We start from the raw sequence: 21,939 nt of genomic DNA, 5'->3' as shown, positions 1-21,939 counted from the left end.
ATCGGCGCCGGCCCGGCATTGTAGGAGGCGATCACCCGCGGCAGCAGGCCGCCGGTCGAGGGCAAGTCGCGCAGATATTCGAGATAGGCCTGGCCATATTCCAGGTTGACGCTCGGCACGAGCAGCTGGCCGGCTGACACGCTCGTCCCCTGCGATCGCGCCATCTGCCGGCCGGTGCCGGGCATGACCTGCATCAGCCCCCGCGCCCCGGCGGGGCTCACCGCGTCGGTGCGGAAATTGGATTCCTGGAGCGCGTGCGCGAAGGCAAGGGCGCGGTCGACCCGCCATCCCTGCTGTGGCCGCCAGGTCGGCGAGGGATAGCGGTCATGGGTGTCGGTGCGCTGGCCGCGCGGCCCGTTATGGGCAAGCCACATCTGGGTCGCGGTGAGGTTGAGGCGGGCGGCGAGGTGGAGCAACCGCTCATGCTCGCCAGCGCCGCCGATCCGCGCCTGGTGGCGGATGAGATCGCTGGCGAGGCCGTTGTCGCCCAGTTCGGCGAGCGCCACCGCGGCGCGGAGGTTCGGACGGCCGGAAAGCGCGCGCCATTCCTCGGCGCTCAGCGGATCGAGATGGGCCGGCGCGCGGCGGACGCCGAGCGCGCTCTGCGCGAGGAGGCCATAGAAGGTCTCGCCATAGCGGGCCGTGGTCTGGAGCCGCGCCTGCACCCGCTCCGGATGACCGCAGGCGGTGTCGGCGCGGGCCGTCCAGTAGTGGCCGGCGGCGGCAAGCTCGATGTCGGACGAGCGCGCGGCGACGATGCCGAAATGACTGGCCGCGGCGGTACAGTCGCCCATCCGCCAGGCGGCGAGCCCGGCGACCCAGTCGGCGTGGAGCGCCCATTCGGTCGGCCCCTGCCGCGCTTCTTCCGCGACGCGGCGCGCATCGCCGTCATAGCCGTTGAGGAAATAGACCCAGGCGATCCGCTGCTGGATGGCGGTGCGGGCCTCGGGCGTCAGATCGGCGCTGCGCGCGACGAAGATCGCCTCGGCCTCGCGCGGCTGATCGGCGACGAGGAGCGGGTTGACCAAAGGCTCCAGCGCATCGGCGGCGCGGTCGCCGCGGATCGGGCGAGGACGGATGCGGCGCGGCTGGCCGGGCAGGCCGGCGAGCGCCTGCGGCCGGGGGATATCGGGCAGGCTGGTCGCGCCGCGCGCGGCGGCGAGCCGGGCGAGGTCGGCGGCCTGCGGCAGCTCGCGCGCGCGCTCGAGCAATTGCATCAGTGGCGAGAGCTCGACCGGCGGCGAGCCTGGCATGGTGTAGAGCATCGCCCGGGCGAGGTCGTGCAGCACGCCCGGCCGCATCCCGTCGAGCCGCCCTGCCGCGCTCGCCCAGTTGGAGGCGCGTAGATCGGCGAAGATCAGCAGATATTGCTCGCGCTCGGACGGGCTGAGCTGGGCCGGAATGGCGAACGGCCGCGAAACCGGCGCCGCCTGCATGTCGCCATCCTCAGCCGCGGCGGGCACCGTGGCGAGCGCGATGCCTGCCGCGAGCAGGGCGCGAAGGGCCTTGGTCATGGTGCAAGCTCCTCCATCAGCAGCTGCAGATCCTCCCAGACGATCTTCCGGTAGCTGGGTTGGCGCGCCACCTGCTCCGGGCGGATCGTGGCGAGCGTGCGGACCGAGCCGCCCGGCGTCTCCAGCGCGTGCCAGCGGCCGCGGGTGCGGGCCACGCTCCCGCCGAGCAGCGCCTGAGCGCACATGTCGCCGAACAGCAGCAGCGCGCGGGGGCGGACAAGCCCGATATGATGGCGAGCGATATCGGCCAGACGCTGCGCGCTCACGGGCTCGAGCCGCATTTGGGGGCTGCGGGCCGGGGAGAGCGAGGCGAGGTAGAGCCGGTCGCGGCCGCGCCCGATCGCCGTCATCATCCGATCGAACAATGGGTCCGCTTCGGCTTCGAACCAGCCGCCGTTGGGGGCCGGCATGTCGGTCATCACCATCAGGCCGCTGAACGGATCGCCGGTCGGGTCGAGGCGGCTGCCGATGGTCGGGAAGGGCAGGGCGGCGGTGCGCAGCCACAGCTGGAAGGCATCGAGCGTGTCGGGAAGATCGGGAACGGGAGCGGCTTCAGGCGAAATCGTGGCGGTCGGCGCGGTTTTCGGCCTCAGCCAGTTGCGCGGCTCCTCGGCGACCAGCGTGTCGACGCCCGCCTCGCTCCACCATGCCAGGGCGCTTGCCGCCAGCTGTGCGTTCATGTCCCTCGTGTCGTCCGCCCCGGAAGCGGGCGTTAGACTCGCCGGCGGCCGGACTGGTCAACCGCCGACCCCGCGTTTATCTGCAAGCCGTTGGCGGTTTGCGACGACAGGAGTCTTGGGGAGAGCCGGATGTCCGAACGGGAGTCGATGCCCTATGACGTCGTGATCGTCGGCGGCGGCCCGGCCGGCCTCGCCGCGGCGATACGGCTCAAGCAGCTCGCCGCCGAGGCGGGGCGCGAGCTTTCCGTCTGCATCCTCGAAAAAGGCTCGGAAATCGGCGCCCATATCCTGTCCGGCGCGGTGGTCGATCCGCGCGCGCTGGAGGAATTGCTGCCCAACTGGCGAGATCTCGACAGCCCGCTGACGGTGCCGGTGACGAAGAACGAGCATTGGGTGCTGACCGAGAAGAAGAAATATCCCTTTCCGCACGCGCTGATGCCGAGCTTCATGTCGAACAAGGGCACGTTCACGCTCAGCCTCGGCAATCTCTGCCGCTGGCTCGCGGGCCAGGCCGAGGCTCTGGGGGTCGAGATTTTCCCCGGCTTCGCCGCGGCGGAGGTGCTGTTCAACGAGGACGGATCGGTGAAGGGCGTCGCGACCGGCGACATGGGCGTCGCCCGCGATGGCACCCACAGGCCGGATTACCAGCCCGGCATGGAGCTGCACGGCCGCTACACGTTGTTCGCGGAAGGCGCGCGCGGCCACCTCACCAAGGAGCTGAAGCGCATCTTCGAGCTGGAGCGCGACTGCCAGCCGCAAGTCTATGGCATCGGCCTGAAAGAGTTGTGGGACGTCGACCCCGAGAGGCACGAGCCGGGGCGCGTCATCCACACGCAGGGCTGGCCGCTCGACGACGCCTGGGGCGGCGGCTTTCTCTATCATCAGGCGAACGGGCAGGTGGCGCTCGGCTTCGTCGTCGCGCTCGACTATCGCAATCCCTGGCTGTCGCCGTTCGAGGAGTTCCAGCGCTGGAAGCAGCACCCGGCGATCCGCCACTTCCTGGAAGACGGCAAGCGCGTCTCCTACGGGGCGCGGGCGATCAATGAGGGGGGCTGGCAATCGGTGCCGACCCTGGCCTTCCCCGGCGGCGCGCTGATCGGCTGCTCGGCCGGTTTCGTGAACGTGCCGCGGATCAAGGGCAGCCATACCGCGATGAAGTCCGGCATGCTCGCGGCGGAATCAGCCTTCGCCGCCATCGCGGCCGACCGGTCGAACGACATGCTCGCCGATTATGAGCCGGCCGTGCGCGGAAGCTGGATCGCCGACGAGCTCAGGAAGGTTCGCAATGTCGAGCCGCTGGTCGCGAAATGGGGCGGCACGATCGGCACGCTGCTCGCCGGCGTCGACATGTGGATGCGCCAGCTCCATATCGGCCTGCCGTTCACGATGAAGCATCATCCGGACAGCGAGACCTTGTGGCGCAAGGATCTGGTGGCGCCGATCCAATATCCGAAGCCGGACGGCGTGATCACTTTCGATCGCCTGTCGTCGGTCTTCCTCTCCAACACCAATCATGTCGAGGACCAGCCGATCCACCTGACGCTCAAGGATGCGTCGATCCCGGTGGAGGTTAACCTGGAGCTCTATGGCGGGCCGGAGGCACGCTACTGCCCGGCCGGCGTCTATGAGTTCGTGGTGGGCGAGGGCGGTTCACCCCGCCTTCAGATCAACGCGCAGAATTGCGTCCACTGCAAGACATGCGACATCAAGGACCCGACCCAGAACATCAACTGGGTGGTTCCGGAAGGCGGGGGAGGGCCCAATTATCCCAACATGTAATCGCGCCGCGGCCGGCCTCGTCGCCTTGCTGCTCGCGGCCGGCTCGTCCGCCGCATTCGCCCGCACCGAGCGGGCGGCGCTCGAATCCTACGTCCAGGCGCGCGCGGCCTCCTCGGCCGGTGCGATGGCCCAGGCGAGCGCGCGCTTCGCCGCCGCGCTCGCCGCCGCGCCGGACAATGAGATCGTCGCCGGCCAAGCGCTGCGCCATGCGGTGATCGCCGGCGATTGGCCGCTCGCGGTGCGCGCGGCGCGGATCACCGAGGCGCGGGGCGCGATCATGCCCGACGCGCGCTTCCTGCTGCTCGCCGACGCGGTGCGGGAGCGGGATTGGGCGCGCGCCCGGACCCAGCTCGACGCGATCGAGCGCGATCGTTTGTTCGCCTTCGCCGTTCCGGTGCTCCGCGCCTGGATTGCGCAGGGCTCGGGGCAGGGCGATCCGATTGCCCTGCTGCCGGCCGGCGGCGGCGTCGATCCACTCACCGCCGGCTATGTGAACGAGCAACGGCCGTTCCTGCTCATCGCCGCGCGGCGGCCGGAGGCGCTGGAGGCGGCGCGGGTGATCGGCGGCCCCGGGCCGCGCGCGCTCCGACTGCGCCTCGCGGCGGCGGCGGCGCTCGCCCGCCGTGGCGACCGCACCGACGCGATCGCCTTGCTGCAGGGCGACGACGCGCCGACCCGCGCTGCGCGGAGCGCGCTGGAGGGCGGACGCCCGATCCCCGGCGCGGTCAACGACGCCCGCTCCGGCGTGGCCGAAATACTTCAGCGTATCGCTCTGGACCTGAACGGCCAACAGGTCGGCGCCGTCGCGGCGACCTTCGCCAGCCTTTCCACCTGGCTCGCGCCGGACAATGGCGTCGGCTGGATGATAGCGGCCGAGCTGGCCAGCCAGCAGGACCGGCGTGCCTCGGCGATCGAGATGCTGGGCCATGTCGCGGCCGACGATCCGTTCGCCGACATGGCGCGCGACCAGCGCATCCGCCTGCTCGTCGCCGGCGGCGGCAATGAGGAGGCGCTTCAAGCGGCACAAGCCGCTGCGACGGCAGCCGGCGCGACCGCGTCCGATCAGGTCCGCCTGGGCGAGGTGCTGATGGCGATGGATCGGCCGCGCGAGGCGGCGACGGCCTTCGCCCGCGCAATCGAAACGCGAACCGACGCGTCCCAGCCCGAATGGACGCTCTGGCTGCTCGCCGGCGGCGCCCATGACGAGGCCGAGGATTGGCCGCAGGCGCGCGCCGCGCTCCAGCGCGCCTACAGCCTCGCGCCCACCGAGCCCTTGGTGCTCAACTATCTCGGCTACGCCCAGCTCGAGCGGCGCGAGAATATGGAGGAGGCGGAGCGGCTGGTCCGCGAGGCGCACCGGCTCGCGCCCGAAAATGCCGCCATCACCGATTCGCTCGGCTGGGCGCTGTTCCTGCGCGGCCGGCGCGAGGAGGGCCTGGCGCTGCTGGAGCGCGCCGCCGAAGCCTCGCCCGCCGATGTCGAGATCAACGAGCATCTCGGCGACGCTTATTATGCGATGGGCCGGCGGGTGGAGGCGCGCTTCGCCTGGGCGGCGGCGCGGGTCCATGCCGAAGGCGCGGACCGGACGCGGCTCGAGGCGAAGATCGACACCGGCCTCACCCCCGCGCTCGCCGCGCGCTGAGCCTTGCGCGAAACCGCTTTCGCCAAGCTCAACCTGGCCCTGCACGTCCGGGCGCGGGAGCGGGACGGCTATCACCGGATCGAGACGGTCTTCGCTTTTTGCGAGCACGGCGATGTCCTGACCGCAGAACCGGGCGACGGGCTGTCGCTGCGCGTGACCGGCCCGTTCGCCGCCGACCTCGCCAACGAGCCGGACAATTTGGTCCTCAAGGCCGCCCGCGCGCTGGGCGTGGCCGACATGGCGCTGACGCTGGAAAAGAACCTGCCGGTCGCCTCCGGGATCGGCGGCGGCTCGGCCGACGCGGCGGCGGCGCTGCGCCTGCTCGGCGGCGACCGGGAGGATTTGCCGGAAATTGCCGCGTCGCTCGGCGCCGACGTCCCCGCCTGCCTCGCCAGCCGCACCGCGCGCGGGGAGGGCCGGGGGGATCGGCTGACCTTCATCGAGGATGACGGGCTGGCCGGAACGCCGGTCCTCCTCGTCAATCCGCGCATCACGCTGTCGACCGCTGCGGTGTTCGCCGCCTGGGACGGCGTCGATCGGGCTCCGCTCGACGATTGGCGCAACGGCCGCAACGATCTCGAAGCCCCGGCTCGCCGCCTTGTTCCAGAGATCGGCGCAGCACTCGATGCACTGTCCGGTGCGAGCCTGGCGCGCATGTCTGGCTCCGGCGCCACCTGTTTCGGGTTGTTTGGAAACGAGGCTGATCGTGACGAAGCGCAGGTCCGTATCGTAGGCAATCAGCCCTCTTGGTGGACACTCACATCCCGTCTCAGATGACCCACCGATCCCGCTTCGGCACGGGTTCGCGCCGCCGTTAACCATCTGAAGCCGCAGGATTCCGTCGTGGCACAAGGCTTGCTCCGCGCCGGCCGACGAGTCGAGGCGCGTGTATCGCGCCGACATTCGCCCGCGGTCCCCGCCGCCACCGGACGGGCGCCGCGCCCCCCTTTGGCCGGGCCGCTCCCTTTCGGGGCGGCCCGGCCTTTCTTTTTTCGCGACAAAGCGCGCGCGGCGCGCCAGAATCCGTCGCCATGCGTCGCCTTTCCCTTCTCCTGATCGCCGGCCTATCCGGCTGCGGCGACCGCGCCGCGCCGACTTATGGCGTGACCCAGGACGAAGGGAACCGGATCGAGTGCCGCTTCGGCGGCAACGCGCAGTTCGAGCGCAGCTGCACCTTCGAGCGCGAAGGCGAGGGCGGTGCGATCCTTGTCCTGCGCAAGCCGGACGGCGGCTTTCGCCGGCTGCGGATCGTCGGCGATGGGCGCGGTGTGATCGCGGCCGACGGGGCGGAGCCGGCGCGTGTGACGATCCTTGACGGCGCCCGGATCGAGGTCGAGATCGGCGGCGACCGCTTCCGTCTGCCGGCCACCATGCGGCGATGACCGGTCGAACGATCCTGACCGCGGCCGAGATGCGCGCGGCGGAGCAAGCGGCGATCGCGGCCGGGACCAGCGTCGAGACTTTGATGGACCGCGCCGGCCGGGCGGCGGCGGAGGCGATCTGGCGCTTCGCCGGGCCGCTGGAGGCGCTGATCCTGTGCGGGCCGGGCAACAATGGCGGCGACGGCTATGTGATCGCGCGCGCGCTGGTCGAGCGCGGCGTCAAGGTGCGCGTCGCGGCGACCGGCGAGCCGAACGGCGAAGCCGCCTGGGCGGCACGGGTCGCCTGGGGCGGCGAGACCGAGACGCTCGAAGGCGCTGCGCCGGCGCCGCTGCTGATCGACAGCCTGTTCGGCACCGGCCTCGCCCGGCCGCTCGACGCGGCGCTGTCGGAACGGCTCGGCGCGCTCGCCGCCGCGGCGCGGGTGCGGGTGGCGGTCGACCTGCCGAGCGGCGTCGCCACCGACGACGGGCGCATCCTGTCGCCGGTGCCCGATTTCGATCTCACCACAACCTTCCAGACGCTGAAGCCCTCGCACCTGCTCCAGCCGGCAGCGCGCCACATGGGGCGGATCGTCGTCGCCGATATCGGTATCGACGCAGCGAGCGACCTGACCGAGATCGGCCGCCCGCACATCGCCGCGCCCGGCCCCGACGATCATAAATTCTCGCGCGGGCTGGTCACCGTCATTGCCGGCGGCATGGTGGGCGCCGCCGCGCTTGCCGCCGCGGCAGCGGTGCGCGCCGGAGCCGGGACGGTTCGGCTGCAGGCGCGGGAGCGAGTCGGCAATGTGCCAGCCGCAATCGTCCAGAAGCCCGGCGAGCCGCTCGACCGGCTTGACGACAAGAGGATCGGCGCGCTGCTGCTCGGCCCAGGCATGTTGCCCGGCGACGATCAGACCCTGCTCGATGGCGCGCTTAATTCGGGGCACCCGCTGGTGCTCGACGCCGGCGCGCTGCGCATGGTCGCGGACAGGATGGATCGATTGGCTGCGTGCGTCCGCCCCGCAATTCTCACCCCGCACGAAGGCGAGTTCGTCGCGCTCTTCGGCAAAGGCGAAGGGAGCAAGGTCGATCGCGCTCGCGCCGCCGCCGCGCGCTCGGGCGCGGTTGTCGTCTACAAGGGCCCGGATACGGTCGTGGCCGCGCCGGACGGCCGCGCCGCGATTGCGCCTTCGGCCCATCCCTGGCTGGCGAGCGCGGGCACGGGCGATGTCTATGCGGGCATCGTCGCCGCCCGTTATGCTGCCAGCGGCGATCCCTTCGCTGCCGCCTGCGAGGCGGTCTGGCTGCATGGCCGCGCGGCGGAGCTCGCCGGTCCCGGGCTGATCGCGGACGATCTGATCCGGCATCTGCCCGCGGCGATCGCCGACTGCCTGTGAGCGAGCGTGTTGTCCGGATCGCCGCGCGCGGCGACGGCGTCACGACCAGCGGCCGCTACGTCCCGCTCGCCGCGCCGGGCGACGTGGTCGACGAGGCGGGCGCGGTCACGCCCGGCCGGCATCATGCGACTCCGCCCTGCCGGCACTTTCCCGAATGCGGCGGCTGCCAGCTCCAGCATGTCGATGACGAGGCCTATCGGGCTTATCTGGTCGATCGCGTGGCGGGAGCGCTTGCGGCCCAGAGCGTGTCGATCCCGGAGATCCGCCCGTCGCATCTCTCGCCGCCGCGCAGCCGTCGCCGTGCGACGCTCAAGGCGATGGGCGGCGCGGTCGGCTTCAACGCCGCCGCCAGCCACCGCATCGTCGATATGCGCGAATGCCATATCCTGAGGCCGGAACTGTTCGCCCTGGTCGCGCCGCTCCGCCGGTTGCTGAAGGGGCGGGCGGAGGCGACCCTGACCCTCGCCGATCAGGGCGTCGATCTGCTGCTGGGCGGGGTCGCAGCCGACGATCTCGCCGCCGCCGAATCGTTCGGCGCCTTCGCCGCGAACCACCAGCTCGCCCGGCTCAGCCTGGACGACGGCTATGGCGCGCAGACCCGATGGGAGCCCGTACCGGTCACAATCACGCTCGGCGGCGTGGCAGTCGGCCTGCCGCAGGGCGCCTTCCTCCAGGCGACGGCGGACGGCGAGGAAGCGCTGGTCGATGCGGTGCGCGAGGCGGTTGGCGATGCGGCGACGGTGGCCGATCTCTTCGCCGGCCTCGGCACCTTCGCGCTGGCGCTCGGCGCACGGATCTATGCGGCCGAAGCATCGCGGGACGCGGCCCAGGCGCTCAAGGTCGCGGCGGGCGCCGCGGGCCAGCCGGTCTTCGTCGAGCATCGCGATCTCTACCGCCAGCCGCTCGACCCCGCGGAGCTCGACCGGTTCGGCGCGGTCGTGCTCGATCCGCCCCGCGCCGGCGCCGAGGCGCAGGTCGAGCGGCTCGCTACATCCCGCGTCCCGCGCATCGCCTATGTCTCCTGCAATCCGGCGACGTTCGCGCGCGACGCGAAGCGGCTGGCGGCGGGCGGCTACCGGCTCGATTGGGTGCGCCCGGTCGGCCAGTTCCGCTGGTCGGTCCATGTCGAGCTCGCCGCTTCCTTTTCCCGCGTCGCGCTTGCGTGAGGCCGGTCATCGGGGCTAGGCGCAGGCCCGCAATGGGCCTGTTCAAGAACCTCTTCACCTGGTGGGAAGGCGCCAGCGTCACCACCGCCTGGCACAGCCGCCGGCATGGCTGCGGCGTCGGCGAGGATCATTTCGGCAATCGCTATTTCACGGGCAAGAAGGACGGCCGGCGCTGGGTGATCTATGCCGGCTCGAACGACGTCAGCCGCGTGCCGCCGGAATGGTATGCTTGGCTGACGGGTCAGTTGGACGGGGCGCCCGACGAGGTTCTGCCGCCGCCGCCCAAATTCCTGCGCGCGCCGATGCCCAACCTGACCGGCACGCGCCAGGCCTATCGCCCGCCGGGGGCGCTGGAGCAGGGCGGCCGGCGCGCCGCCGCGACCGGCGACTATCAGGCCTGGACGCCCGACGGGGCATGAGCCGGTCGCCTATTGGCCTGGTCGCGCTCGCCGCGCTCGCCGCCTGCGGGCCGACCGGCGCGCCCGAGGTGAACCGGGCCGGCGAGAATGCGACCGAAGTGGAGACCGTCGACATTCCGCAGACGGTCACCCGGCTCGCGCCCGGTACCACGCCGATGGCCGAGCGGGTCGCGACGCTGCGCCTGCTCAACAAGCGCAACGGCCAGTGGCGCGAGTTCAGCCTGCGCCCCGGCCAGGCGGCGCGCTCGGGCGACGTGATCGTCCGCCTGCGCGCCTGCGAGACGACCACGCCCTGGGAGGTGCAGCAACTGACCGGCGCCTTCGTCCAACTCGACGTGCGCAACCGCGAGGGACGCTATCAGCGCGTCTTCTCCGGCTGGCTCTACAGGGAGACGCCGTCACTCAACGTGATCGAGCACCCGATCTACGACGTCTGGCCGATGAGCTGCGCGATGACCCATCCCGGCGGCGAATCGCCCGGCGCTTCGGAGAGCAGCCGGTCGAGCGCCTCGAACTCCGCGGCGCCCACGCCCGCGCCGCGCCGCCCGGCGCCCGCGGTCGAGAACAGGCCGCCGCCCGCGGCGCCGAGCGCCGAGTCCAACAGCGCCAGATAGTCGTCCTGCGCGATTTCGATCGCGCCGAGGCTCTTCAGATGCTCGGTCATGAACTGGCAGTCGAGCAGCGCGAAGCCGCCCACTTTCAGCCGCGCGACAAGCCACGTCAGCGCCACCTTCGACCCGTCCGTCGCCCTGGAAAACATGCTCTCGCCGAAGAACGCGCCGCCGAGCCTGACGCCGTAAAGGCCGCCGACCAGCGCGCCGTCCTCCCACACCTCGATCGAATGGGCGTGGCCCAGCCGATGCAGCTCGGCATAGCTCGCCTCGATCTCGGCGTTGATCCAGGTGTCGGCCCGGGTCGCGCAGGCACGCACAACGTCGGCGAAGGCGCGGTCGTGGCTGACCTCGAAGCGATCCGATCGCACCGCCTTGCGCAGCGAACGCGAGAGGCGAAAACCGTCCAGCGGGATGATCGCGCGTCGCTTGGGCTCGACCCAGAAGACATCCGGCGCGTGGCGGCCGTCCGACATCGGAAAGACGCCGATCGCATAAGCGCGCAGCAGCAGGTCCGGGTCGATCACCATTGCATCCGGCATTGATGGCCGGGCGGCGCGCGTCAATCGGCGCGGTCGAGCCGCGCCAACCGCTTTTCGATCCCGCGCCACAAAGCGGCCAAGGCGGCGCCGGCCGGCGTGCTGGACGGCGGCAAGGCGATCTCGCCCGGCCACGCGCTCATCGCCTCGATCGCGCTTGCCATCGGCACCGCCGGCCAGCCGGGATTCTCCTCGAGCGCCTGGCGGTGCATATTGCGGCGGCGATCGACCATGTTGAAGACCGGCAGGATCGGCGAGCGCCGGATCGCATGACGGGCAAGGAAGGCGGCGACCTCGTCGAACGCGCGCCGCGACAAGGGCGAGGGGATGAGGGGGACGATCACCAGATCGGCGGCGCGCAGCACCTGCTCGCTGGTCTCGGTGAGCCCAGGCGGCGCATCGAGGATGATCCGGTCATAGTCATGGCCGAGCTGCTCGGTCAACTTCGCCAGCCGCTTTCTTTTGTCGAGGCCGAAGAGGAAGCGATCGAGGCCGCGCAGCGAAGCGTCGGCGGGCAGCAGGTCGAGGCGCGGGAAGGCGGTTGGCTGGACCAGCTTGCGAGCGTCGATATCCTTGGCGAACACCGCCTTCGCTTCTTTGGCTCCTGCCGCCGTGACGCCGAGCAGGAAGCTCGCCGCCGATTGGGCGTCGAGATCCCAGAGCAGGGTGCGCCGCGCCGCCGCCGCCGCGCAAAGCGCTAGATTGACCGCCAGCGTGGTTTTTCCGACGCCGCCCTTCAGGCTGTAGACCGCGATCGTCCGCATCGTTTCCGCCTACAGGATTTCGCGCACCATGTCGCTTGGCCGACAGAGGCGCACGCCCTTTTCGGTTACGACCAGTGGGCGCTCGATCAGGATCGGGTGCGCGATCAGCGCGTCCAGGATGGCCTCGTCGTCGGCGTGGAGCAGCCCGAGCTCGGCCGCCAGCGGCTCCTTCGCACGAAGACCCTGGCGCGGGCTGATGCCCGCTTCCTCATAAAGGCGGCGCAGCTCTTCCCTGGTCGGCGGTGTCTTCAGATATTCGATGACCTCCACGTCGGCGCCGGCCTCCTCGAGCAAAGCCAGCGTGGTACGGGACGTGCCGCAAAGCGGGTTGTGGTAGATCCTCGCCTTCACCAGCCGCCGCCCCCGCCTCCTCCACCGCCGCCGCCGGAGAAACCGCCGCCGCCGGAGCCGCTGCTCGACCCCGGCGCCGTCGAGGCGGAGGCGACGCTGCTCGCCAGCGTCGCCCCGACCGCGGCGGTGAAGCCGTTGACGTTGGTCCACGGGCTGCTCGATCCGGAATACCAGCTTATGTGGCCGCCCTGACGGCTGGGGTCCGCGGCCGCGGCGGCCAGGACGCCGGCGAAGCGCGAGGCCCAGCTGTTTTCGACGTCGAGCGCGATCGCATAAGGCAAATAGCGCTCGAACAGCTCGGGCGTCTTCTCCGGCGGATGCAGCGCCTCGAAGCGCTCTTCCTCGGTGATCGACAGATATTGTTCGAAGCCGGCGATGCGATCCATCACCGCGCGGCCGCGCTTGGTCGGTGCGCCCATCCACCAGAAGGCGGAGATGACCAGAGGCAAAGCGAGCAAAGGCGCGAACATCCAGCCCATGCCGTCCACGCCTTCCAGCAGCGCGAAGGTCATCATGAGGACGAAACCCGCGGCGACCAGAACGGCCGCCGCGCCGGCGCCGAACAGCCATTTCCAGCCGCTGGTCGCGACTTGCCGCGCTTTGTAGACAAGCCAGATCGCGAGCAGCACCAGCCCGACGCCGAACAGCGGGATCAGGCTGTCCGAACGCCGCGCATAAGGATCCACCGCCACGATCGCCGCGCCGATCGCCAGCATCGCGGCCGGCAGCAGCATGAAGCCGACGATCGACCAGTGGAGATTGGCGAGGAACAGATTTCCTTTGTGGCGCGCGTCGTAATCGCTCTGCAGCGCCGATTGGGCGGCGCGGAAGGTGGCGTGATTGGCGCGGTCCATCTCGATCGAGTCGCCGCCGACGAACAGGGCGTTCAGCATTCCCCGTTCGGCGGTTGGCATGTCGGCTGGGTCGCCGGTTCGCTCGATGGACATCTTGCTGCCCGAGAACCAGCCCTTCTCGCCCTCGACGAGCCTGACCTTGCCGCGCACGCCGCTCTCGACGATCGCGGCGGCGAAGCAGCGATTGTCGAACCCCATTCGCTTCACATAACGGACCTCGGCCGCGCTCATCCCCTCTGGCGGTTCGAACAGGGGCACCACGGTGCCCGGGATCGGCCCGCGCCCGGCGCGCTTCCAGGCGTAATAGAAGAACCAGCACAGCCCAGCCAGGGCAGCGATCGCGGCGCCCAACGGGCCGTCTTCCGACAGCCATTGCTCGCTCGCGGTCGGCGGCGGCGCCTGGACCACCCTCTTCGGCCAGGCGACGGCGATCGTGAATCCCTCGTAGGACCCGAGCCCTGCGGTGCTCCGGAAGCTGATGTCGCCGGGCTGCTCGGACGCCACCTCGCCGTTGGTCGCCGTCGAACCCTGCGCACCGGTGTAGATGGCGCGGTTGCCGAACTGGACGGCCTGCGGCAGCCTGATCCGCGCCTGGACGCGGTCGATCGGGAAGATCCAGCCATTGCCGGTGACGTTCCAGTAAAGCTCGTCATAGCTGTCGAAGAAGCCGAGCTGCCGGGTCGTGCGATAGCGCAGGACGTAGGTATGCTCCCCCGGCGGCACGATGATGTTGGCGTCGCCGATCCGTACCCTGACGCCATTGTCGATCCGTTCGGTCGCATAAGGCTCGCTCTGGCCGTCGCGGGTGACGCCCTGGACATCGAAGCCGACCCGTATCGTCCGCCCGGCGCGCTCATAGCGGGTCGGGAAATCGCGGTAGATGCCGTGGTTGATCCGCATGCCTTCGGCGCGGACGCGGATCGTCTCCACAACATCCAGGCTGGCATCCGCATTGACCGTGATGTCGCTGGCATAAGACAGGATGCGCTCGCCGCCGGCGAGAACCGTCTCCGCTTCCGCGGCGACATCGGTCGCCTCGCCGCCCGGCGGCTTGGCCGCCCAGCTCGGCGTCAGCAGCAAAAACGCCGCGAGCAGCAGCGCGAAGGTCGAACGGACCGCGGCCACCTGCGTCACGCCTTGGCGGCGCCGAAGCTCACCTTGGGCGCGGACTGGATCGAGGCGTCGGCGTCCTGATAGCTTTCCTCCTCGCGGAAGCCGAGCGGGCCGGCGATCATCACATTGGGGAAGGACTGGATCCTGGTGTTCAGGTCGCGGACCGTCGCGTTGTAATAGCGCCGCGCGCTCTGAAGATGCTCCTCGATCTCCGAAAGCTCTTCCTGCAGCTGGCGGAAGTTGGCGTCCGCCTTCAGGTCCGGATAGGCCTCGACCACGGCCATCAACCGGCCCAGCAGGCCGGTAAAGGCGGCATCGGCTTGGGCGGTTGCGGCGACGCCGCCGGCGGAGGTGGGGTCGGCGCGGTGTGCCGTGACCTGATCGAGCACCTCGCGCTCGTGGGTCGCGTAGCCCTCGACGGTGCTGACCAGGTTGGGAATGAGGTCGGCGCGGCGGCGGAGCTGGACGGTGATGCCGCTGAAGCCCTCGCGGACCAGGGCGCGGAGCCGCACCAGGCCATTGTAAATCGCGACGCCCCAGAAGAGCAGCAGAACGACGACACCGAGAACGATCCAACCGATCAGGCCCATATTCCCCTCCTCGAACGATGCCGTCTTCATACGAGGCGCGCCGGGCCGAGTCGATGATCGGCGATTGCGAACGGTTCGCAAGTCGGCCACTAACCGGAGGCCGCCCTCGGCGCGGCAAGGGAGGGGAATCCACGCGACGCGATGAAGGCGCTGAAGCGGCTCTGGTTCGTCTGGCACAGCTGGGTCGGCCTCACCGCCGGGCTAATGCTGTTCGTCGTCTGCTGGTCGGGGACGTTCGCCGTGCTCGCGGACGAGGTGGACCTGCTGGTCAACCCGTCGCTCCAGGCGGCGCACAGCGACACGCTTGCCTGGGACGCGGCCTATGATGCCGCGATCGTGGCGCAGCCGGACATTGCCGACATCGCCCTGCAGGCGCCCTCCGGCCCGGGCCAGGCGATCTCGATCGTCGGCACGGACGAGGAGGGCGATCTCCGGCACCTCTACGCCGATCCGGCGACCGGACGGATCATCGCCCACACGACCTTCTTCAACGTCCAGCGCTTCTTCCGCAGCTTCCACCGCAACCTGTTCCTCGTCGGTCTGTACGAGTTCGGCGGGGCGGGGACGGGGGATTTGATTGTCACCTCGATGGCGATCATCCTGCTGCTCCAGCTCATTACGAGCCTGGTCTTCTACAAACGCTGGTGGCGCGGTTTCTGGGCGCTGGACTGGCGGCGTGGGCCGAAAATATTCTGGAGCAGCGTGCACAAGGCCGGCGGTGTCTGGAGCCTGTGGTTCGTTGCGCTCATGGCCGCGACCGGCATCTGGTACCTGGTCGAATTCTATCTCCCGCCGACGTTCGACGAGGGGAAATTGCCGGTCGTCGCGGCGGACGCGGACCGGCGGCTCAACCTCGCCGCCGCGATCGCCGCCGCGGAGCGCGCCTATCCGGGGTTTTCCGCCCGCTCGGTCACGATCGGCCCGGTCGCCGTCGAAGTGAACGGGCAGGACGGATCGCTGTTCACCCGCGACCGCGGGGCGCGCGTGCTGACCACTTTCGACGGCGCGCGGGTGTTGCAGGTCCAGCAAGTGGCGGACCTCTCCGCGCTCGATCGCTGGACGGAAATGGCCGATCCGCTCCATTTCGGCGACTTTGGCGGCTTGTGGAGCCAGATTCCCTGGTTCCTGTTCGGAATCATCCTGTCCGGCCTGTCGCTGACCGGCGCCTACCTGCACGTGAAACGGCAGCGGCGACGAGGCGAGACGCAGCTCCGGACCCCGATCTTCCTCAGCTACGCCGCGACGCTCGCCATCTTGATCGTCAGCGCCCGCTACGGCTGGCTGGAGATCATGGACTACGGCCCCGAAGGGCGTTGGCCGGTGGTGCCGACGGCGGCGATCGTCTTCATCGGGGCATGGATAGTGTCGGCAATCGTGGCCCTGACGCTCTGGATGAAGGCGGTGCGCTAGGCCTCGGCGTCCTTCGCCAGCCATTCCTCCAGCCATTTGATCGTATAGTCGCCGGACTGGAAATCCGGCGCCTCCAGCAGGCGCTGGTGGAGGGGAATGGTCGTCTTGACGCCGTCGATCACGAACTCGCCGAGCGCACGTTTCAGCCGGCGCATCGCCCCGGCGCGGGTGGTGCCGTAGACGATCAGCTTGGCGATCATCGAATCGTAATAAGGCGGCACGCGATAGCCGGAATAAAGGCCGCTATCGACGCGCGTGTTCATGCCGCCGGGCGCGTGATAATGCCGCACGAGGCCGGGCGACGGCGCGAAGGTCACCGGGTCCTCGGCGTTGATCCGGCATTCGATCGCATGGCCGCGGATGTTGACGTCCTGCTGGCGAAGCGTGAGCGAGTGCCCATCGGCGATCCGGATTTGCTCGCGCACAAGATCAAGGCCTGTGATCGCCTCGGTGACCGGATGCTCCACCTGGAGGCGCGTGTTCATCTCGATGAAGAAGAACTCGCCGGCTTCCCACAAGAACTCGATCGTACCGGCGCCGCGATAGCCCATTTCGGCCATCGCCCGGGCGACGATGCCGCCCATACGCTCCCGCTCCTCCGGCGTGATCACCGGGGAGGGCGCCTCTTCCAGTACCTTCTGGTGACGGCGCTGCAGCGAGCAGTCGCGCTCGCCGAGGTGGATCGCGTTGCCCTTGCCGTCGCCGAAGATCTGGAACTCGATATGACGCGGATCGCCGAGATATTTCTCGATATAGACGGTGGCGTCGCCGAACGCGGCCTTGGCCTCGCTGCCGGCCTGCATCATCAGCGTCTCGAGCTGGTCCTCGCTCGTGCACACCTTCATTCCCCGCCCACCGCCGCCCGACGCCGCCTTGATGATCACCGGGTAGCCAGCATCGGCGGCTATTTTTTTCGCTTCGGCGACATCCTCGACCGGGCCGTCGGAGCCGGGGACGAGCGGCAGGCCCAGCCTGGCGGCGGTGCGCTTTGCCTCGATCTTGTCGCCCATTGTGCGGATATGCTCGGGCTTGGGGCCGATCCAGATGATTCCGTGCGATTCGACGATCTCGGCGAACTGGGCGTTCTCGCTGAGGAAACCGTAACCGGGATGGATCGCGTCGGCATGGCTGATCTCGGCCGCCGAGATGATGTTGGGGATGTTGAGATAGGATTCGCTCGCCGGCGGCGGCCCGATGCAGATCGCCTCATCGGCGAGGCGCACGTGCATCGCCTCGGTGTCGGCGGTCGAATGGACCGCGACCGTCTTGATCCCCATTTCGTGGCAGGCGCGGTGGATGCGGAGTGCGATCTCGCCGCGATTGGCGATCAGGACCTTCTCGATTGCCATCAGTCGATCAGCACCAGCGTCTGATCGAACTCGACCGGCTGAGCATCGGCGACACAGACCCTCGTCACCGTGCCCGCGCGCGGCGCGGTGATCGGGTTCATCACCTTCATCGCCTCGATGATCAGCAGGGTCTCGCCGGCCTTCACCTGCTGACCCGCGGCGACGAAGGGAGCAGCACCCGGTTCCGCCGACAGGAAGACGGTGCCGACCATCGGCGAGCGGACGGGCTCGCCGCCGCTCTCGGCCGGCGCGGCAGGCTCGGCCGCCGGCGCTGGCGCGGCTGTAACCGCGGCGGCCGGCGCAGCGGCGAGCGGCGCACTCGCCACGACATTCAGCTTGCGCTTGACCACGATCCGCCGGCCGCAATCCTCGACCTCGATCTCGCTGAGATCGTTTTCGCTGAGCATATTGGCGAGCTGGCGAATGAGGTCGGCGTCGACCCGCATGCCATTGGTGTCGTCGTTCTCGTCACTCATCTTGTCGCAATCCCCGTTTGCGCCACGCGCACTGTCAGAGTCGCGCGGCCGCGTCCAGCGCGAGCTCATAGCCGAGCGCGCCGAAGCCGGCGATCATTCCCCGCGCCGCCGCGCCGGTCAGCGCGATATGGCGGAACGGCTCGCGCGCCGCCGGATTGGAGAGATGAATCTCGATCACAGGCACGTCCGCGGCGCGCACCGCATCGTGGAGCGCGACCGACGTGTGCGAAAACCCGCCAGGGTTGAGGATCACCGCTTTGGCGCCTTTCGAGCGCGCCTCGTGCAGCCAGTCGATCAGATGGCCCTCATGGTTCGACTGCCGCATGTCGATCGCAAGGCCGAGCCTCTTGGCCTTGTCCTCCAGCCGGGTCGCGATGTCGTCCAGCGTATCGGCTCCGTAAACCTCCGGTTCCCGGGTGCCGAGCAGGTTGAGGTTGGGGCCGTTCAGCACATAGATGACGGGTGGTTTCGCCATGGCGCGCCGCTATAGGAGCGCGCACCCTTTTCGTCCAACCGGTGGTGACGTGGAAGAAAGGACGATCTCGATCCGGGTCAACGGCGAGCACCGGCGGGTGCGCGCGGGGATCAGCATCGCCGATCTCGCGCTCGAGCTGGGGTTGGAGCCAGCCAAGGTGGCCGTGGAGCGCAATCTCGAGATCGTGCCGCGGTCGACGCTCGCCGACGTGACCGTCGAGGATGGCGACGATTTCGAGATCGTGACCTTCGTCGGCGGCGGCTAGGCGATGTTCCGCACGTCGACCGGCGCGGCGGGCAGACGCGCGCCATAACGGAGCGCGATACGCTCGACCTCCGCGAAGGTTGTCTGGATCGCGGTCTGGGCTTCGCCCGCGGCGCCCTCCGCGCCGAACGTCGATTCGCCCTGCGGGCCCTGGCCCGGTGTCTGCTCGACCGCTTCGGCGTAACGCTGCCAGGCCTGGACGTGGGTCTGATAGGCGCTCCAGAAATCTTCCGGCGCCCGGCCGCGGGCGATCGCGGCCATCGTGTCCGCCACCTCGCGCGGGGTCATCCGATCGGTGTTGAGATTGTCCTCGCGAAGGATGCGCTCGATCTCCTGCCGCGCCGCCGCTCCGTGCACAACGATGTCGTCCGAGGGCGCCTGGGCGATGGCCGGCGCTGTCAGAACCATCAGGGCCAAAGCGGCCAACGACAAGACCCGCATTCAAACCTCCTTCTCTGGACGCCAGGATAAGTCGTGACGACGGTTTGCGAAAGTCATGCTTTCCTGCCGCGCGCGAGCGCCTATATCGCGCGGGTGAACGCAGAAGGTCGAATTCTAAGCGACGACGGCTGGACGGTGGCGGGGCGGACCTTCCGCTCGCGGCTGATCGTCGGCACCGGCAAATATAAGAGCTTCGAGCAGAATGCGGCGGCGCTAGAGGCGTCGGGGGCGGAGATCGTCACCGTCGCGGTGCGGCGGGTGAACATCTCCGATCCGGGCCAGCCGCTGCTCACCGACCATATCGACCCCAAGCGCTACACCTATCTCCCCAACACCGCCGGCTGTTTCACCGCCGACGACGCGATCCGCACCCTCAGGCTGGCGCGCGAGGCGGGCGGCTGGGAGCTGGTGAAGCTGGAGGTTCTGGGCGAAGCGAAGACGCTCTATCCCGATATGCGCGAGACGCTGAAGGCCACGGAGACGCTCGTCGCCGAAGGCTTCAAGCCGATGGTCTATTGCGTCGACGATCCGATCGCCGCGAAGCAGCTGGAGGAGGCCGGCGCGGTCGCGATCATGCCGCTGGGCGCGCCGATCGGCTCCGGGCTGGGCATCCAGAACCGGGTGACGATCCGCCTGATCGTCGAGGGCGCGAACGTGCCGGTGCTGGTCGATGCCGGCGTCGGCACCGCCTCCGACGCCAGCGTGGCGATGGAGCTGGGCTGCGACGGCGTGCTGATGAATACGGCGATCGCCGAGGCGAAGGACCCGATCCTGATGGCGCGGGCGATGAAACTCGCTGTCGAAAGCGGCCGTCTCGCTTATCTCGCCGGCCGGATGGGCCAGCGCCGCTACGCCGATCCGTCCAGCCCGCTTGCGGGATTGATCTGAGCCGGCCGCCGCCGGAACGGCCGGGCTTATCCATTCGTTTCTTCGCCGAGGAGAGAGAGGATGACCATCGAGAAGCCCAAACAGCGGCAGGAGAACGAGGACCGCTCCGCTTTCCAGATTGGCGAGAAGGTCGGCGAGGGCGGGCAGCGCGATATCCTTTCCGACACCGCCGAGTCGCCGGATGAGGAATTCACCGGCATGGCGAAGACAGGGGAGCAGGGCTCGTCCGACGGCGTCGGCGTCAAAGAAGAGCAGGACGCGTGAAGTCGCCAAAATTTGGTCTGTCACCTTTTCGCTCGTAACGGCTGTGTTATGATCACGCCGCCGGAACGGACCGCCCCGCGCGGTGTTATCGGCAAGGGTGATCGGCGGCGCCGGGCCGCATGACGCCGCTTCGAGGAGGAATCGGGATGGGCGAGTTCGAGAAAAATCAGGACAGCGATCAATCCGGCGGCAAGCCCGGCTACGATCAGCAGCAGCAAGACGTCGGCAAGCCGGGCTACGATCAGCAACAGGATGACGGCGGTTACGAGAAGGGCGGCGACCAGGACCATGGCGGCGAGCCCGGCTATGACGAGCAGCAGCAGGATAGCGGCGGCTATGAAAAAGGCGGCGACTATGGCGGCAAGCCGGGCGCCGACGACTATGACGATCAGGGCGGCAAGCCCGGCTATGAGGACGAGCAGCAGCAGGGCGGCGGCAAGGGCGGCTACCCCGAGGGCAAGCCCGGCGCCGACGAGGGTTACGACGATCAGGGCGGCAAGCCCGGCTATGACGACCAGGGCGATTATGGCGGCGGCAAGCCGGGCCAATAGCCTTTCCGCGCCCGCCTGAAGCGGGACATGGGGAGCCGCGTTCGCAACGGAACGCGGCTCTTCGTGTTATTGGGCCATATGATCGATCACGCTGCCGCCCGCGAGGCGATGGTCGCACGGCAGATCGAGGCCCGCGGCATCATCAATCCGGCGCTCTCGGCGGCGCTCCGCGAGGTGCCGCGCGAGGCGTTCATTCCCGATAGCCTCGCCGCCTTCGCCTATGACGATTCGCCGCTGCCGATCGAGGCCGGCCAGACCATCTCGCAGCCCTATATCGTTGCTTTGATGATCGACTCGGCGGGGGTGATGGCCAGCGGCCGGGCGCTCGAAATCGGCGCCGGGTCCGGCTACGCCGCCGCCGTGATGAGCCGGATCGCCGACCGGGTGATCGCGATCGAGCGTCATGCCGAGCTGGCGCGGTTGGCGGCGGCGCGGATGGCCCGGCTCGGCTATCACAATGTGCGCATCGTCCATGGCGACGGCTCGGCCGGCTGGCCGGACGAGGCGCCCTATGACGCCATCCTCGCGGCCGCCAGCGGCAGCCATGTGCCCGATGCGCTCAAGGCGCAGCTCGCGATCGGCGGCGCCTTGGTGATGCCGATCGGCGCTGCGCACGTGGTGCAAAGCCTGGTCAAGGTCGTCCGGGTCGGCGAGGAGGCGTTCGAGCAGGAAGATCTCGGCGCGGTGCGCTTCGTGCCGCTGATCGGCGCGGAAGGATGGAAGGGATAAGCGGAACCGCCGCCCGGATGGCTCGTTTCCTCACGGTCTGAATTCTTCAACGGAGACAAGGCGATGGGCGAGCTCACCGACAAGGTCAAAGGCACCGCGAACGAGGCGATCGGCAAGGTCAAGCAGCAGAGCGAAGACCCGGCGACCAAAGCCGAGGGCGAGGCGCAGGAAACCAAGGGCGACTTCCAGAAGGCCAAGGGCGAAGTGAAGGGCCTGTTCGGCGACAAGCTCTGAGCCTACCCAAGCCGCGAGGAAAGGGCCGCCTTCAGCCAGAGGCGGTCCTTTTCGTTGCGGCCTAGCCCGTCGCCA

24 protein-coding genes and 2 pseudogenes are annotated in these 21,939 nt (G+C 69.3%); 15 read left to right on the top strand and 11 right to left on the bottom strand.

Translation table 11 applies throughout. The features are described from left to right. A partial coding sequence (locus ACT4N3_RS08475) for a transglycosylase SLT domain-containing protein (RefSeq protein WP_444854781.1) occupies positions 1–1,514 on the bottom strand: 1,514 nt, incomplete at its 3' end. Next, a complete protein-coding gene (locus ACT4N3_RS08470) occupies positions 1,511–2,194 on the bottom strand; it encodes a uracil-DNA glycosylase family protein (RefSeq protein ID WP_444854780.1) in 684 nt (227 codons plus the stop codon). The genes ACT4N3_RS08470 and ACT4N3_RS08475, both read right to left, overlap by 4 nt. Before the next feature lie 129 nt (positions 2,195–2,323). Here ACT4N3_RS08470 and ACT4N3_RS08465 point away from each other — a divergent pair, with 129 nt between their 5' ends. From ACT4N3_RS08465 to ACT4N3_RS08430, 8 genes and pseudogenes are all read left to right on the top strand, one after another. Beyond that, the gene (locus ACT4N3_RS08465) at positions 2,324–3,973 is read left to right on the top strand and encodes an electron transfer flavoprotein-ubiquinone oxidoreductase (RefSeq protein ID WP_444854779.1); all 1,650 of its coding nucleotides are present in this window, start codon (positions 2,324–2,326) and stop codon (positions 3,971–3,973) included. Positions 3,974–3,998: 25 nt separating this feature from the next. After that, positions 3,999–5,615: a tetratricopeptide repeat protein gene (locus ACT4N3_RS08460; RefSeq protein WP_444854778.1), complete on the top strand. Its 1,617-nt coding sequence runs from the start codon at positions 3,999–4,001 to the stop codon at positions 5,613–5,615. 3 nt (positions 5,616–5,618) lie between these two features. Continuing rightward, positions 5,619–6,392 carry a 4-(cytidine 5'-diphospho)-2-C-methyl-D-erythritol kinase gene (locus tag ACT4N3_RS08455; RefSeq protein WP_444854777.1) on the top strand — a complete coding sequence of 258 codons (774 nt, stop codon included), beginning with the start codon at positions 5,619–5,621 and terminating at the stop codon, positions 6,390–6,392. Positions 6,393–6,646: 254 nt separating this feature from the next. After that, positions 6,647–6,997, top strand: a complete 351-nt coding sequence (locus tag ACT4N3_RS08450) for a hypothetical protein (protein ID WP_444854776.1) — start codon at positions 6,647–6,649, stop codon at positions 6,995–6,997. Beyond that, on the top strand, positions 6,994–8,376 hold the full coding sequence (locus ACT4N3_RS08445) for an NAD(P)H-hydrate dehydratase (RefSeq protein ID WP_444854775.1): 1,383 nt from the start codon (positions 6,994–6,996) through the stop codon (positions 8,374–8,376). Before ACT4N3_RS08450 ends, ACT4N3_RS08445 begins: the two co-directional genes overlap by 4 nt. Continuing rightward, on the top strand, positions 8,373–9,542 hold the full coding sequence (locus ACT4N3_RS08440; protein WP_444854774.1) for a class I SAM-dependent RNA methyltransferase: 1,170 nt from the start codon (positions 8,373–8,375) through the stop codon (positions 9,540–9,542). Before ACT4N3_RS08445 ends, ACT4N3_RS08440 begins: the two co-directional genes overlap by 4 nt. Before the next feature lie 32 nt (positions 9,543–9,574). Then, positions 9,575–9,961 carry an NADH:ubiquinone oxidoreductase subunit NDUFA12 gene (locus ACT4N3_RS08435; protein WP_444854773.1) on the top strand — a complete coding sequence of 129 codons (387 nt, stop codon included), beginning with the start codon at positions 9,575–9,577 and terminating at the stop codon, positions 9,959–9,961. After that, positions 9,958–10,350 (top strand): annotated as a pseudogene (locus ACT4N3_RS08430) (DUF2155 domain-containing protein); the annotation flags it as partial. The gene ACT4N3_RS08435 and the pseudogene ACT4N3_RS08430, both read left to right, overlap by 4 nt. A gap of 35 nt (positions 10,351–10,385) precedes the next feature. On the opposite strand, the gene aat reads toward ACT4N3_RS08430, so the two are convergent. The 5 genes from aat to ACT4N3_RS08405 are packed head-to-tail and all read right to left on the bottom strand — an operon-like array spanning position 10,386 to position 14,783. Continuing rightward, positions 10,386–11,102, bottom strand: a complete 717-nt coding sequence (gene aat, locus ACT4N3_RS08425; protein ID WP_444854772.1) for a leucyl/phenylalanyl-tRNA--protein transferase — start codon at positions 11,100–11,102, stop codon at positions 10,386–10,388. A 32-nt stretch (positions 11,103–11,134) separates the two neighbouring features. Further along, positions 11,135–11,875: a ParA family protein gene (locus tag ACT4N3_RS08420; RefSeq protein ID WP_444854771.1), complete on the bottom strand. Its 741-nt coding sequence runs from the start codon at positions 11,873–11,875 to the stop codon at positions 11,135–11,137. A gap of 9 nt (positions 11,876–11,884) precedes the next feature. Next, entirely contained in the window at positions 11,885–12,226 is a 342-nt protein-coding gene (arsC, locus tag ACT4N3_RS08415; RefSeq protein ID WP_444854770.1) for an arsenate reductase (glutaredoxin), read from the bottom strand. After that, complete coding sequence (locus tag ACT4N3_RS08410; RefSeq protein ID WP_444854769.1) at positions 12,223–14,205, bottom strand: DUF2207 domain-containing protein; 1,983 nt, start codon at positions 14,203–14,205, stop codon at positions 12,223–12,225. The genes arsC and ACT4N3_RS08410 overlap by 4 nt, the downstream gene beginning before the upstream one ends. Before the next feature lie 5 nt (positions 14,206–14,210). After that, positions 14,211–14,783 carry a LemA family protein gene (locus tag ACT4N3_RS08405; protein WP_444854768.1) on the bottom strand — a complete coding sequence of 191 codons (573 nt, stop codon included), beginning with the start codon at positions 14,781–14,783 and terminating at the stop codon, positions 14,211–14,213. A gap of 141 nt (positions 14,784–14,924) precedes the next feature. Between ACT4N3_RS08405 and ACT4N3_RS08400 the strand changes: the two genes are divergently transcribed. Continuing rightward, on the top strand, positions 14,925–16,193 hold the full coding sequence (locus ACT4N3_RS08400) for a PepSY-associated TM helix domain-containing protein (RefSeq protein ID WP_444854767.1): 1,269 nt from the start codon (positions 14,925–14,927) through the stop codon (positions 16,191–16,193). On the opposite strand, the gene accC is transcribed toward ACT4N3_RS08400, so the two are convergent. Genes accC through aroQ form a run of 3 tightly spaced genes read right to left on the bottom strand, consistent with a single transcriptional unit; the run spans position 16,190 to position 18,493 of the window. Continuing rightward, entirely contained in the window at positions 16,190–17,542 is a 1,353-nt protein-coding gene (accC, locus tag ACT4N3_RS08395; RefSeq protein WP_444854766.1) for an acetyl-CoA carboxylase biotin carboxylase subunit, read from the bottom strand. The two genes, ACT4N3_RS08400 and accC, sit on opposite strands and share 4 nt — an antisense overlap. Beyond that, complete coding sequence (accB, locus tag ACT4N3_RS08390; protein WP_444854765.1) at positions 17,542–18,018, bottom strand: acetyl-CoA carboxylase biotin carboxyl carrier protein; 477 nt, start codon at positions 18,016–18,018, stop codon at positions 17,542–17,544. The genes accC and accB overlap by 1 nt, the downstream gene beginning before the upstream one ends. Before the next feature lie 34 nt (positions 18,019–18,052). Then, a complete protein-coding gene (aroQ, locus tag ACT4N3_RS08385; protein WP_444854764.1) occupies positions 18,053–18,493 on the bottom strand; it encodes a type II 3-dehydroquinate dehydratase in 441 nt (146 codons plus the stop codon). Here aroQ and thiS point away from each other — a divergent pair. Further along, a pseudogene (gene thiS, locus ACT4N3_RS08380) lies at positions 18,474–18,755 on the top strand (sulfur carrier protein ThiS); the annotation flags it as partial. The gene aroQ and the pseudogene thiS overlap by 20 nt on opposite strands. Here thiS and ACT4N3_RS08375 read toward each other — a convergent pair. Further along, on the bottom strand, positions 18,755–19,198 hold the full coding sequence (locus ACT4N3_RS08375) for a hypothetical protein (protein WP_444854763.1): 444 nt from the start codon (positions 19,196–19,198) through the stop codon (positions 18,755–18,757). The pseudogene thiS and the gene ACT4N3_RS08375 overlap by 1 nt on opposite strands. Positions 19,199–19,291: 93 nt before the next feature. On the opposite strand from ACT4N3_RS08375, the gene ACT4N3_RS08370 reads away from it, so the two are divergent. The 5 genes from ACT4N3_RS08370 (at position 19,292) to ACT4N3_RS08350 (ending at position 21,864) form a co-directional block, all read left to right on the top strand. After that, complete coding sequence (locus ACT4N3_RS08370; RefSeq protein WP_444854762.1) at positions 19,292–20,086, top strand: bifunctional sulfur carrier protein/thiazole synthase protein; 795 nt, start codon at positions 19,292–19,294, stop codon at positions 20,084–20,086. 60 nt (positions 20,087–20,146) lie between these two features. Further along, on the top strand, positions 20,147–20,350 hold the full coding sequence (locus ACT4N3_RS08365; protein ID WP_444854761.1) for a hypothetical protein: 204 nt from the start codon (positions 20,147–20,149) through the stop codon (positions 20,348–20,350). 146 nt (positions 20,351–20,496) lie between these two features. Next, complete coding sequence (locus tag ACT4N3_RS08360; protein WP_444854760.1) at positions 20,497–20,901, top strand: hypothetical protein; 405 nt, start codon at positions 20,497–20,499, stop codon at positions 20,899–20,901. 78 nt (positions 20,902–20,979) lie between these two features. After that, positions 20,980–21,630, top strand: a complete 651-nt coding sequence (locus ACT4N3_RS08355) for a protein-L-isoaspartate(D-aspartate) O-methyltransferase (protein WP_444854759.1) — start codon at positions 20,980–20,982, stop codon at positions 21,628–21,630. Between the two features lie 63 nt (positions 21,631–21,693). After that, on the top strand, positions 21,694–21,864 hold the full coding sequence (locus tag ACT4N3_RS08350) for a CsbD family protein (RefSeq protein ID WP_444854758.1): 171 nt from the start codon (positions 21,694–21,696) through the stop codon (positions 21,862–21,864). Positions 21,865–21,939: the final 75 nt, after the last annotated feature.

The sequence above is a fragment of the Sphingosinicella sp. genome, from assembly GCF_052388015.1.
In the GTDB taxonomy this organism is placed as follows: Bacteria; Pseudomonadota; Alphaproteobacteria; order Sphingomonadales; family Sphingomonadaceae; genus Allosphingosinicella.
This window is presented reverse-complemented; position numbering and strand designations above follow the sequence as displayed.

Bases quoted from the DNA above. Each gene is read 5' to 3' on its own strand.
- ACT4N3_RS08375 (WP_444854763.1), bottom strand. From the start codon at position 19,198: ATGCGGGTCTTGTCGTTGGCCGCTTTGGCCCTGATGGTTCTGACAGCG.
- accB (WP_444854765.1), bottom strand. From the start codon at position 18,018: ATGAGTGACGAGAACGACGACACCAATGGCATGCGGGTCGACGCCGAC.
- aat (WP_444854772.1), bottom strand. From the start codon at position 11,102: ATGGTGATCGACCCGGACCTGCTGCTGCGCGCTTATGCGATCGGCGTC.
- ACT4N3_RS08355 (WP_444854759.1), top strand. From the start codon at position 20,980: ATGATCGATCACGCTGCCGCCCGCGAGGCGATGGTCGCACGGCAGATC.
- ACT4N3_RS08420 (WP_444854771.1), bottom strand. From the start codon at position 11,875: ATGCGGACGATCGCGGTCTACAGCCTGAAGGGCGGCGTCGGAAAAACC.
- ACT4N3_RS08350 (WP_444854758.1), top strand. From the start codon at position 21,694: ATGGGCGAGCTCACCGACAAGGTCAAAGGCACCGCGAACGAGGCGATC.
- accC (WP_444854766.1), bottom strand. From the start codon at position 17,542: ATGGCAATCGAGAAGGTCCTGATCGCCAATCGCGGCGAGATCGCACTC.
- ACT4N3_RS08450 (WP_444854776.1), top strand. From the start codon at position 6,647: ATGCGTCGCCTTTCCCTTCTCCTGATCGCCGGCCTATCCGGCTGCGGC.
- ACT4N3_RS08465 (WP_444854779.1), top strand. From the start codon at position 2,324: ATGTCCGAACGGGAGTCGATGCCCTATGACGTCGTGATCGTCGGCGGC.
- ACT4N3_RS08365 (WP_444854761.1), top strand. From the start codon at position 20,147: ATGACCATCGAGAAGCCCAAACAGCGGCAGGAGAACGAGGACCGCTCC.
- ACT4N3_RS08405 (WP_444854768.1), bottom strand. From the start codon at position 14,783: ATGGGCCTGATCGGTTGGATCGTTCTCGGTGTCGTCGTTCTGCTGCTC.
- aroQ (WP_444854764.1), bottom strand. From the start codon at position 18,493: ATGGCGAAACCACCCGTCATCTATGTGCTGAACGGCCCCAACCTCAAC.
- ACT4N3_RS08400 (WP_444854767.1), top strand. From the start codon at position 14,925: ATGAAGGCGCTGAAGCGGCTCTGGTTCGTCTGGCACAGCTGGGTCGGC.
- ACT4N3_RS08360 (WP_444854760.1), top strand. From the start codon at position 20,497: ATGGGCGAGTTCGAGAAAAATCAGGACAGCGATCAATCCGGCGGCAAG.
- ACT4N3_RS08445 (WP_444854775.1), top strand. From the start codon at position 6,994: ATGACCGGTCGAACGATCCTGACCGCGGCCGAGATGCGCGCGGCGGAG.
- ACT4N3_RS08435 (WP_444854773.1), top strand. From the start codon at position 9,575: ATGGGCCTGTTCAAGAACCTCTTCACCTGGTGGGAAGGCGCCAGCGTC.
- ACT4N3_RS08470 (WP_444854780.1), bottom strand. From the start codon at position 2,194: ATGAACGCACAGCTGGCGGCAAGCGCCCTGGCATGGTGGAGCGAGGCG.